The 10,988-nt window shown below is 48.9% G+C and carries 12 protein-coding genes; 8 read left to right on the top strand and 4 right to left on the bottom strand.

Annotated features, from left to right (window positions below; translation table 11 throughout):
• From tolB to folP, 6 genes are all read left to right on the top strand, one after another.
• Positions 1-271 (top strand): Tol-Pal system protein TolB (tolB, locus tag EYC62_06125; protein ID TAH33924.1); only part of this gene is annotated, 271 nt, incomplete at its 5' end.
• Positions 272-377: 106 nt separating this feature from the next.
• Positions 378-893 (top strand): peptidoglycan-associated lipoprotein Pal, encoded by a 516-nt coding sequence (pal, locus tag EYC62_06120; GenBank protein ID TAH33923.1) that lies wholly within the window; start codon positions 378-380, stop codon positions 891-893.
• 11 nt (positions 894-904) lie between these two features.
• Entirely contained in the window at positions 905-1,888 is a 984-nt protein-coding gene (gene ybgF, locus EYC62_06115) for a tol-pal system protein YbgF (protein TAH33922.1), read from the top strand.
• 1 nt (position 1,889) lies between these two features.
• Positions 1,890-3,236, top strand: coding sequence for a tRNA lysidine(34) synthetase TilS (tilS, locus tag EYC62_06110; protein ID TAH33921.1), 1,347 nt, complete (start codon positions 1,890-1,892; stop codon positions 3,234-3,236).
• Between the two features lie 76 nt (positions 3,237-3,312).
• Positions 3,313-5,217: an ATP-dependent metallopeptidase FtsH/Yme1/Tma family protein gene (locus tag EYC62_06105; protein ID TAH33920.1), complete on the top strand. Its 1,905-nt coding sequence runs from the start codon at positions 3,313-3,315 to the stop codon at positions 5,215-5,217.
• A 53-nt stretch (positions 5,218-5,270) separates the two neighbouring features.
• Positions 5,271-6,086: a dihydropteroate synthase gene (gene folP, locus EYC62_06100; protein TAH33919.1), complete on the top strand. Its 816-nt coding sequence runs from the start codon at positions 5,271-5,273 to the stop codon at positions 6,084-6,086.
• Here folP and EYC62_06095 read toward each other — a convergent pair.
• Positions 6,079-6,573, bottom strand: a complete 495-nt coding sequence (locus tag EYC62_06095) for a hypothetical protein (protein TAH33918.1) — start codon at positions 6,571-6,573, stop codon at positions 6,079-6,081. The two genes, folP and EYC62_06095, sit on opposite strands and share 8 nt — an antisense overlap.
• 170 nt (positions 6,574-6,743) lie before the next feature.
• The gene (locus EYC62_06090; protein ID TAH33917.1) at positions 6,744-7,319 is read right to left on the bottom strand and encodes a hypothetical protein; all 576 of its coding nucleotides are present in this window, start codon (positions 7,317-7,319) and stop codon (positions 6,744-6,746) included.
• A gap of 164 nt (positions 7,320-7,483) precedes the next feature.
• Between EYC62_06090 and EYC62_06085 the strand changes: the two genes are divergently transcribed.
• Complete coding sequence (locus tag EYC62_06085; protein ID TAH33916.1) at positions 7,484-8,845, top strand: phosphoglucosamine mutase; 1,362 nt, start codon at positions 7,484-7,486, stop codon at positions 8,843-8,845.
• A 3-nt stretch (positions 8,846-8,848) separates the two neighbouring features.
• Positions 8,849-9,664 carry a bifunctional hydroxymethylpyrimidine kinase/phosphomethylpyrimidine kinase gene (gene thiD / locus EYC62_06080; protein ID TAH33915.1) on the top strand — a complete coding sequence of 272 codons (816 nt, stop codon included), beginning with the start codon at positions 8,849-8,851 and terminating at the stop codon, positions 9,662-9,664.
• Here the strand turns inward: thiD and EYC62_06075 are convergent.
• Both EYC62_06075 and EYC62_06070 read right to left on the bottom strand, forming a co-directional pair.
• On the bottom strand, positions 9,661-10,209 hold the full coding sequence (locus EYC62_06075) for a polyisoprenoid-binding protein (protein ID TAH33914.1): 549 nt from the start codon (positions 10,207-10,209) through the stop codon (positions 9,661-9,663). The two genes, thiD and EYC62_06075, sit on opposite strands and share 4 nt — an antisense overlap.
• Before the next feature lie 44 nt (positions 10,210-10,253).
• Positions 10,254-10,793, bottom strand: a complete 540-nt coding sequence (locus tag EYC62_06070; protein TAH33913.1) for a cytochrome b — start codon at positions 10,791-10,793, stop codon at positions 10,254-10,256.
• Positions 10,794-10,988: the final 195 nt, after the last annotated feature.

Below are 10,988 nucleotides of genomic sequence, written 5' to 3'. Positions count from 1 at the left end.
CTTTACCAAATTTCTGGAAGGCAGTTTCTATATCGGCGTCATGCGTACCGATGGCTCTGGAGAAAGATTATTGTCCGAAAGCTATTTGGAAGAAGGTCCAACCTGGGCTCCGAATGGCCGTGTTTTAATGTTTTATCGCCAAAGCCGGATGGATTCGAACGGCAGCACCCAAGCCAAGCTGTATTCCGTTGACCTGACAGGCAAGAATCTGCAACTTATCCCAACCCCTATGGATGCATCGGATCCGGCATGGTCCCCCTTGATTCCATAGGTTAAAAACCCTATAACTAACGGATACCGACCATATAAAAGCCACGGTTCAGGCCGATATACATGAACCAAATTTTCTAGTTTCATAACCACAAAGGGGCACTTCTATGCGTTTACGTTTTCTCACCATCATAGCGGCGATGTTGCTGGTTACCGCCTGCACGTCGACCACCGATTCTTCCGGTTCTGTTTCCGGCGATGGCCAAGGCACCGGCAAAGGCGGCACAATCAACCGCGCTGACGTTACACCAGGCACACAAGACGACTTGGTACTGAATGTCGGCGACCGCGTATTTTTTGAATATGACCGGTATGAATTGAATTCGGAATCCAAAGCCACTTTGGAACGCCAAGCGACCTGGTTGAAAAAATTCGGCAACCTTAAAATCACCATCGAAGGCCATGCCGACGAACGCGGCACCCGCGAATACAACTTGGCTTTGGGCGAACGCCGCGCGACCGCAGTAAAAGATTACTTGGTCAGCCTGGGCATCCCTGCCGGCCGTTTGGAAACTATTTCCTTTGGCAAAGAACGTCCAGCCGTTTTAGGTTCGGATGAATCTTCCTGGGCGCAAAATCGCCGCGCGGTGACCACGCTGAAAGGCGCGTCGCCAACCTCCTAATTTTTTAGGCAATGCCGCTAAAACAGCCGCTTTATGCGGCTGTTTTTTTGCCTTTTTTCAGGCGGAATTCTGCGTTATTCTGGCGACCTTCCCAAATCATAGGTTATATCATGCGTTGGATTATTATCGCTTTTTGTTTTGCTCTGTTGATGCCTACTTTGTCTTTTGCCGATGACATTCAAGTTCTGGTCGATCGCATCGACCGCATGGAACGCGATATGCAAAACATGCAAATGGAAGTCTTTCGCGGCGATGGATCTGCGCCTGAAGGAACTCGCAAGCCCGGCAACCTAGATGCTTCTTCCCTTAGCCGTTTGGACAGCCGTATCAGCAGCCTTGAAAAAAGCATGCGCGATCTGACCGGAAAAATCGAAGAACTGAATCACAGCGTTTCCAGCCAGCAAAAATTCCAAGACAAATCGTTGACCGATATGGAATTGCGCATGCAGGCGCTGGAACAAAAAATCCAGGCGCAAACCGCACAGACCGCGCCGATGCAAAATCCAAATGAACTGGCGATTAACAATACGCCCAACCAGCCAACAACCGATACTACCCAACCGATTGTGCCGCCGACTCAGCCAACGGCGAACAGCGACCCCAAAGTGCTATACGACCAATCCATCGCCCAATTGCAAAAAGCCGATTATACCGGCGCGGAACATGGGTTCCGAGATTTCATAAAACAAAGTCCGGATCATGCTCTTGCTGGCAATGCGCAATATTGGCTGGGCGAAAGTTATTATGTGCGCGGTGATTTTAAATCCGCCGCCGTCGAATTTTTAAAAGCCTACAAGCAATATCCAAAAGGCGCAAAGGCGCCGGATAGTCTGTTAAAGCTTGGCTTGTCCTTGGCGAATTTGGACAATAAAAAAGAAGCCTGTGCGAGCTTTGGCAAATTGTCCAAAGAATTTCCAGAAGCCAGCGACAGCATAAAAGTCCGCGCCGATACCGAAGGTAAAAAACTGAAATGCGGCGGAGCAAAACAGGGGTAATGTGACCGAGGCATCCCCCCTTTTACAGCAGGAATTTTCGAATCTATTCGATGCGCTGGGCCCGTTCGCGGCAAAGCCAATTATTGCGGTTGCGGTTTCCGGTGGCGCCGACAGTATGGCGCTTTGCCTGCTGGCGCAAGAATGGGCCGCGCAAAAAGGCGGCAAAGCCATTGCAATCACCGTCGATCACGGCTTGCGCGCCGAATCAGCGAATGAAGCCACCCAGGTGCATAACTGGCTTGCCTTGCGCGGGATCGAACATCATATCCTGCGATGGGAAAAGGAAAAAAATCCCGCCGGCAATATTCAAGAACAGGCGCGGGAAGCGCGATTTCAATTATTAACCGATTTTTGTAAACAAAAACAAATTGCCGATTTATGTCTGGGCCATCATCAAGGCGATGTGGCGGAAAATTTTCTGATTCGCCTGTCCCGCGGCAGCGGCGTATATGGCCTTGCCGCCATGACTGCTGTTTCCCATCGCGACGGGATTCGTATTTTACGGCCATTGCTGGACATTCCAAAATCCCGCTTGATCGCGGCATTGAAAACGCTTGGCCAAGCCTGGATCGAAGATCCCAGCAACGATAATGAGGATTTCTTGCGGGTACAATTCCGCAAGCATCAGGCTTTGTTCGACTCCTTGGGCCTTACCGCGCATCGCTTGGTGGAAACCGCAAAGAATATGCTGCGCGCCAAAGATGCTATCGCCGTACAAGTTGCGGATGCTATGGCGCAATGCCTAAAAATTCATGATTTTGGATATGCGGAAATTGATCGTCAAAAACTCACTCAATTTCCAGCGGAAATCGGTTTGCGATTGCTGGCGGATGTTTTGACATGCATTGGCGGCAAAGACGTAACGCCAAGATTGGATAGTCTTGAAAACTTGCACCAAGAGCTAATCACATCCGATCGTAAAATCACCAAAACTTTATCGGGCTGTATTATTGAAACCGATTCCACCATTTCCGTTTACCGCGAATTCGGATTGATTGACGATAAAATTCCCATCACCGCCGGGCAAAAATCTTTTTTATGGGATGGAAGATTTTGTATCGAGTGGTCATTGAATGCCGTGCCGCATAACCTATATATTGGACAGATAACCGAAAAAGGCTGGGCCAATGCGGTGCAATTCTGCCCCGAAATGCGCGCATCGCCGGTAAGTTATACGGCGCGGCTCGGCCTTCCCGCTTTATGGCGGCAAAAAACCGATCGCTTGGACACAGCAACAGACGAATTAATGGCCATCCCACATCTAAATTATTGGAAAAACGCCGAAATCAGTGATTTAAAACCGCGGATGCGGCTTTATTTCCATCCCCAACACAAGATCAAGCCGTAACGCCGGTTTCATATGACTATGGGTCAAAAAATTGCTATGGTTGCGGTCTATTATCGTTCGATGAAAGGATATTGTCGTGAATCAGTTCGGTCGTAATATTGCATTCTGGATTATTATCGGTTTGTTGGTTTTGGCCTTGGTCAATATTTTCCAGGGGTCCACCGTTCGCCAACAATCGTCCAGCGTTCCATTTTCGGAATTCCTGAAAAAAGTGCAGAATAACGAAGTGGCCGAAGTAATGATTCGCGGCCAAACTATTTCCGGCCGCACGGTGACTAATTCCAATATCACCACATATTCTCCATATGACCCGAATTTGATCGAAAAACTGGAAAAGGCCGGCGTGGTCATTAACGCCGCCCCGCCGGAAGAAGGCGCGACCGGATTCTGGGCGATCTTTATTTCCTGGTTCCCGATGTTGCTGTTCATCGGCATCTGGATTTTCTTTATGCGCCAAATGCAAGGCGGCGCGGGCAAGGCGATGGGTTTCGGCAAAAGCCGCGCCAAATTATTGAATGAAAAATCCGGCCGCGTGACATTCGAAGACGTCGCCGGCATTGACGAAGCCAAGGGCGAATTGGAAGAAGTGGTCGATTTCTTGAAAGACCCGCAAAAATTTCAGCGCCTTGGCGGTAAAATTCCAAAAGGCGTTTTGCTGGTTGGCCCACCCGGCACCGGTAAAACCTTATTGGCCCGCGCGATTGCCGGCGAAGCCAATGTGCCATTTTTTACGATCTCTGGTTCCGATTTCGTTGAAATGTTTGTCGGCGTTGGCGCTTCCCGCGTCCGCGACATGTTCGAACAAGGCAAGAAAAACGCGCCATGCATCATTTTCATCGACGAGATTGATGCTGTTGGCCGTCATCGCGGTTTCGGGCTTGGCGGCGGCAATGACGAACGGGAACAAACATTGAATCAATTGCTGGTCGAAATGGATGGGTTCGAATCGAACGAAGGCGTGATTATCATCGCCGCCACCAACCGTCCCGATGTTTTGGATCCGGCTTTGTTGCGTCCTGGCCGTTTTGACCGCCAAATCACCGTGCCAAATCCAGACATTAATGGCCGCGAGAAAATTTTAAAAGTTCATATGCGCAAAATTCCATTGGCGCAAGACGTCGATCCAAAAACATTGGCTCGCGGCACGCCTGGATTTTCTGGCGCCGACCTATCGAATTTAGTCAACGAAGCCGCCCTGATGGCCGCCCGGAAAGGCAAACGCGCCGTCGGCATGGGTGAATTCGAAGCCGCCAAAGACAAAGTCATGATGGGATCGGAACGCCGCTCGATGGCGATGAGCGATGAAGAGAAAAAACTCACCGCCTATCACGAGGCTGGCCATGCGATTCTGGCCTTGCATAATCCCGATTCCGATCCGATTCATAAGGCCACTATCATCCCGCGCGGCCGCGCGCTGGGCATGGTAATGCGCCTGCCGGAAAACGATCGTTATTCGGTATCCCGCGCCAAATTAAAGGCCGATTTATGCGTCGCCATGGGTGGCCGCATCGCCGAAGGATTGATTTTCGGCGAGGAAAAAGTAACCACCGGCGCATCATCCGATATCCGCATGGTCACCGATATGGCCCGCCGCATGATCACCGAATGGGGCATGAGCGATAAATTGGGATTCCTGGCCTATGCCGATTCCGACAACGAAGTTTACCTGGGCCACAGCATGGGCCGTTCGCGCGCAATGTCCGACGAGACATCGAAAATGGTCGATGCCGAAATCAAGGCGCTGGTCGATGAAACCTACGCCAAGGCGGAAAAAATCCTGAAAGACAATATGGATCAATTGCATGGTCTTGCTAATGCGTTGCTGGAATATGAAACTTTATCCGGCGATGAAATCCGCGCGGTATTGCGCGGTGAAAAATTGGAAAAAGATCGTTTGCTGCATTCCGACCGGGCTGCCGGCAAACGCAAATCCAGCATTCCTGGCGCTGGTACCAGCACGCCAGATGCGCCTTCGGCTTAAGGCGCCAGGTGTCTGGTTCCAGGTATCAGGTTTGACAACAATCGACAGCTAATATGAAACCTGACAGCCAACACCTGAAACCTGAAACCTTACTTATGGGCATCGTCAACGTCACGCCCGATAGTTTTTACGATGGCGGACAATTTACAAATCTGAATACTGCCACTCAGCACGCCAAACAATTAATTACGGAAGGCGCCGATATTATCGATATTGGCGGCGAATCAACGCGCCCGGGTGCAAGCCCGATTACGGTCGAAGACGAAATCAACCGCACGATTCCGTTGATCAAAGCCTTAAAAGACTGCGGGAAAATTATATCCATCGACACGCGCCATGCCGATGTGATGCAAGCCGCCATCGATATGGGCGCGCGGATGATCAATGATGTCAGCGCCCTGACCCACGATCCTGGCGCGTTGGATGTTGTAAAAAATTCCAAGGCGGAAATCGTATTAATGCATATGCAGGGTACGCCGGAAACCATGCAAAAAGACCCGCAATATAAAAATGTTGTCGAAGATATTTATGCGTATTTGGCTGGACGCATCGACGTTTGCGTGAAAGCTGGAATCAATCAAAACAAAATCATTGTCGATCCCGGCATTGGATTCGGCAAAACGGTCGAGCATAATCTGGAACTACTGCGCAATATTCCACGCCTAAAACAATTGGGATGCCGCGTGTTGATCGGCGTTTCGCGCAAATCCTTCATCGGCAAATTATATGGCGATATCCCCGCATCGGAACGCCTGCCTGGCTCCCTGGCCGCAGCCGTTCACGCCGTACAACAAGGCGCGGATATACTACGAGTACATGATGTGAAGGAAACCAAACAATCTTTGGAAGTTGCAACAGCGCTTATCTAGCAGCTTCTTCTCTTTTCCGTCTTGCGGCCACAAATAACGTATTTGCCATTAAAAAATTACCCGTCATCATGGAAGTAGTTCCAACGGACATCAGTCCGTTATAACGGATAACTTGCGCATGGGTTTTTTGCATCTGCGTTTCAGTAACCGGTATTCCTGATACTGATTGCCGATAAGCATTAATCGTATTATATCCATAATTCGTAGCGTATACGCCACCCAAGGTCACGCCTGCGAAAATCATATAAAAAGCCGGATTACTGCAAGCCGTATCCATAAATCGCACTGCTTTATTTTGCGCAGGTGGCTGATCATTATTGACAGGGCGCAAAATACCCCAGAGCACATTAATGGTGGATCCCACAATTAAAATACCGGCGCCGATCATGGCCATTGTGGTTTGTGCCGCCAACCCATAACAAAAATTGGCAAAGCCCCAGTAAATATGAGGCGCTTTTATAATTCTTTTAACAACAGATTCAGACATGCTCTCGTATCCCATTTTTTATTGGTAAGGCACTATAGTCCTTTAAGGATACTGTTGCAACTCCAAAAATCCCCTTATTTTCAATATGCGCAGAATGGTCGCCGATGTATTGCGGGTCAATGATGTGAAAAAAGCGTCGCAAGCACTCGCGGTGGCAGCTTTTTTCTAATCTAAGCAGCAGTGCGTTGTTTGCTGTTATCCGGGATTACTCTTAAAGCCGTTTGATTGTCGCTTGATGCCGCTACATTAGATTTTATTTTCGCTTCTATTAAGGTGGTTTCCTGTGGTTTCGGTAAATCTGGATTGAAATTGCCTTTGATTCCCAATTCCTGCAAAGCGCCTGAAAATAATTCCAACAAACCTTTGGGTGCTGGCCCCAAATCACCGGAGGCTTGGCAGAAAATGCCATTTTTATAATACCCGCCGCATACTAAACGGCTGGCCGTATCATGGATAAAATCATAACCCATTGGATCTTCGTGGCCTTTGCCCAAAAGACCGCCTAAATAAATACCGACATGCGATATATCTGTGGAACCAAAAACCATTCCCAGAATTTTTTGCTGCGGATCGGCATAGATTATAAATTTGCAATCTTTTCCGGCCGGCAACTGATTGGCGGGAAAAATATGCATAGCAGCAATTGTGGCGTCTAACCTATCTCTAAACCCCTCACACAAACCTGCGGTGCGCACCACGCAGCTCCAACCCTGAAACATTTCTGCATAATTGACAGTATCGGTCATAACGCCCCCTTAGCTTGATATTTTTGATTTTTTATGACTGGATTAAAGTGTATCTTTAAAAGATAATTTTGTCAACGAGCTTTCTAATGACATAATATTTGGCAATAAACCGTGACAGAACAGTGGATTGACGCATATTCCGGCAAAAGGTTACATTGCTGCCCATGACCCAAAGACAATATTTCGGCACGGACGGCATTCGCGGCAAGGCGAATGAAGGGTCCATGACCCCGGAAATCGCAACGCGCGTGGCCATGGCCGCAGCGTATGTTTTATCGCATCAAAATGGCAACCCCCGGCGTGGCCACAAACGCGTTTTAATTGGCAAGGATACGCGCCTGTCTGGTTATTTGATTGAACCTGCATTGACCGCCGGATTTATTTCCGCCGGCATGGACGTGTTACTGGTTGGCCCGATGCCAACGCCAGCCATCGCCCATTTAACTAATGCTATGCGGTGCGATTTGGGCGTGATGATTTCCGCCTCGCATAATCCATTTCAAGATAATGGTATCAAATTATTCGGACCCGACGGATATAAATTAAGCGATGCCAAGGAATTGGAAATCGAAGCGGCAATGAACCTGCCGCCGGAACAATTACGCGCCAAGTCCGAGGATCTGGGCCGCGCGCAACGGTTGGATGATGCGCTGGGCCGTTACATTGAATTTGCCAAGGCCACATTCCCCAATGATTTGCGTTTAGATGGGTTACGCGTAGTAGTGGATTGCGCCAATGGCGCGGCATACAAGGCAGCGCCGACGGTATTATGGGAATTGGGCGCCGAGGTGATTACGATTGGCACCAAGCCGGATGGTTTGAATATCAACAAAGATTGCGGCGCGGTTCATCCCGAAGCCATGCAAGAACAAGTGGTCACCCATAAAGCCGATATCGGTATTGCGTTAGATGGCGATGCGGATCGATTGATTGTGGCGGACGAATTGGGCCAGATCGTCGATGGCGATCAGATTCTGGCGATGATTGCCGAATCCTGGTCCAAGAATGGCCGCATCAAACAAAAAAGCGTCGTGGCCACCGTGATGTCCAACATGGGATTGGAACAGTTTTTACAAGGATTGAATTTATCTTTGGTACGCACCAAAGTGGGCGACCGTTATGTGGTCGAAGAAATGCGCAGCAAAGATTTAAATATCGGCGGCGAACAATCCGGTCATATCGTATTGTCGGATTATGCCACTACCGGCGATGGATTAATCGCCGCCCTGCAAGTTTTGGCGGTATTGGTACAATCGAAACAAAAAGCATCGCAAATTTGCCAGCGATTCAAGCCTTATCCGCAATTGCTGAAAAACGTATCGATTGCCAATTCCAATATTCTGGATCACAAAGACGTAAAAACCGCCATTCAAGCCGGCGAGCAAACATTGGGCAATAAAGGCCGTTTATTGATCCGAAAATCCGGAACCGAACCATTGCTGCGCGTAATGGCCGAAGGCGAAAACCAGGCCATACTGGATAAAGTCGTCGACGATATTATCGCCGCAATTAAAAAAGCGGGCTAGTGCATGCAAGGCCGAGTCCTAATTATCGCCGGATCTGACAGCAGCGGCGGAGCCGGTATCCAAGCCGATATCAAAACCGTTACCGCGCTTGGCGGCTATGCCATGACGGCCATCACCGCCCTTACCGCGCAAAACACGTTGGGCGTTACTGGTATCCACCCTGTCCCGGCCGATTTTTTGCACCTGCAAATCGCGGCATGCCTAAACGATATTGGCGCAGACACCATTAAAACCGGCATGCTGCATAGCGCCGAGGTTATTACAACCATTGTAGAATCATTGCATAATTGCAAGGCGCCTTTGGTGGTGGATCCCGTTATGATTGCCAAAGGCGATGCGCCATTGATTCAGCAAGCAGCCATTCAAAGTCTGCAATCGGATCTATTGCCTTTGGCGGCGCTGGTTACGCCCAATATTCCCGAGGCGGAGATTCTGTCCGGCATAAACATTCGTAACAAAACCGATATGCAACATGCGGCAAAAGCAATCCTGAAACATGGGCCTAAAGCGGTCTTGATCAAAGGCGGACATTTGGATTCCGGCCTTATAACCGATATTCTGCTAACCGATAGCCACATGTTGGAATACACTAACCCGCGGATCGAGACGCGCCATACCCATGGCACAGGATGCAGTCTTGCTTCCGCCATCGCAACCGGGTTGGCGCAAGGAAAGAAACTGAAAGATGCGGTAGAAATTGCCAATCAGTATGTTTACGAAGCTATTCGCACCGCCCCTGGATTCGGCGGCGGCCACGGACCGTTAAACCATTCATGGACCTTGGGCAGCAAGCAAAATAAGAAAGATAAAGCCGCCTAATTTATTGGCCGGGACGCCGCGACACTTAAATGTACGCTGATTTTATTGCCGATTAATTTATCGTCGGCCCACTGGCCTTCGCCAACTTTGAAATCATTGCGCATCACGGTAAAATCGGCCTGCATTACAGCATTAACAATATTCAGGGCTCTATTTTCCTTCCATTCCGTGAAATGGAAATCGAATCCGGTCGGCTTTTGAATTCCTTTTATCGTCAATGTACCATCGGCATGATAAGACTGCTCGCCGGTCTTAATTATTTTTTGCGAAATAAAAACGGCCTCCGGGTAAGATTTACTGTCAAACCAAGGCTGCATTTGAACGGTCGCATCGCGTTCGTCGTAATTGGTCTGGATAGAGGCGATCGGGATTTTTACCGTAATCGCACTCGCATCCAAATTACCCGGATCGAAAACAATATCCGGATAAAATTGGGCAAAAGACCCATTTACCGGATCGCCATTGTAACTGGCGGCAAAGCCAATTTTGCTTTTGGCTTTATCGACTTCCCAACGCGTTTCAGCGCAGGCAATCCCGGATGCCATTATCAAGGCAATAGTAATGAATATTAAACGCGATATTTTTTTCACTAAAACCACATCCGCCGCAACACATTATCCTTGCGGATAAAATGATGGTACAGCGCGGCGCCAGCATGTGCCGCCGCCAACAATATCACCATCCAGGCAAGCGATTCATGCCATTCTTTAATCTCGTCTACCATCGCTTTGTCCGGCGCGGCCAGCGGCGGCAAAGTGAACAATCCAAATACCGATACGGGAAATCCCGCATAGGATGACATCAACCAGCCGCTTATCGGGATTAAAAAAATCAACGCGTACAAAGCATAATGCGCCGCGGTTGCCGCGCTGTTTTCTAATTTGCTCAATCCCGGGGCACTTTCCGGCACCGGATTCGAAAGACGCCAAACCAAACGCACGATCACCAAAGCGAGAACCGTAATGCCAATCGATTTATGCAGCCCATAAATTTTCAATTTGTCCGGCGACATTTCCAGATCAGCCATATACAGGCCAACTGCAAACAGGCCGACGATCAAAACCGCCATCAGCCAGTGTAGAATTTTGCTCGGCAAGCCATAAGATGTTGCAGAATTGCGCATTTGGATACTCCTTCACAAAAAAGACAGAGGATTTTTATATGCATTGCACTATAGACGAAAACCGCTTCAGCAGTTGAATATTTAGATTATAGCCGGTGTTTTTCTAGCCACCTAGTCATCAAAACTTCACAAATCCTTCACGCATTTTTAAAGTGAATTTTGTTAACTGGGCGCAAGAGAATAACAAATCAGATCAGGGAG

This window comes from Alphaproteobacteria bacterium (genome assembly GCA_004295055.1).
Taxonomy (GTDB): Bacteria; Pseudomonadota; Alphaproteobacteria; order SHNJ01; family SHNJ01; genus SHNJ01.
This window is presented reverse-complemented; position numbering and strand designations above follow the sequence as displayed.

Coding starts and splice junctions, on each gene's coding strand:
- EYC62_06085 (TAH33916.1), top strand. CDS start 7,484: ATGACCCAAAGACAATATTTCGGCACGGACGGCATTCGCGGCAAGGCG.
- ybgF (TAH33922.1), top strand. CDS start 905: ATGCCGCTAAAACAGCCGCTTTATGCGGCTGTTTTTTTGCCTTTTTTC.
- EYC62_06090 (TAH33917.1), bottom strand. CDS start 7,319: ATGACCGATACTGTCAATTATGCAGAAATGTTTCAGGGTTGGAGCTGC.
- pal (TAH33923.1), top strand. CDS start 378: ATGCGTTTACGTTTTCTCACCATCATAGCGGCGATGTTGCTGGTTACC.
- EYC62_06095 (TAH33918.1), bottom strand. CDS start 6,573: ATGTCTGAATCTGTTGTTAAAAGAATTATAAAAGCGCCTCATATTTAC.
- folP (TAH33919.1), top strand. CDS start 5,271: ATGAAACCTGACAGCCAACACCTGAAACCTGAAACCTTACTTATGGGC.
- EYC62_06075 (TAH33914.1), bottom strand. CDS start 10,209: ATGGCATCCGGGATTGCCTGCGCTGAAACGCGTTGGGAAGTCGATAAA.
- thiD (TAH33915.1), top strand. CDS start 8,849: ATGCAAGGCCGAGTCCTAATTATCGCCGGATCTGACAGCAGCGGCGGA.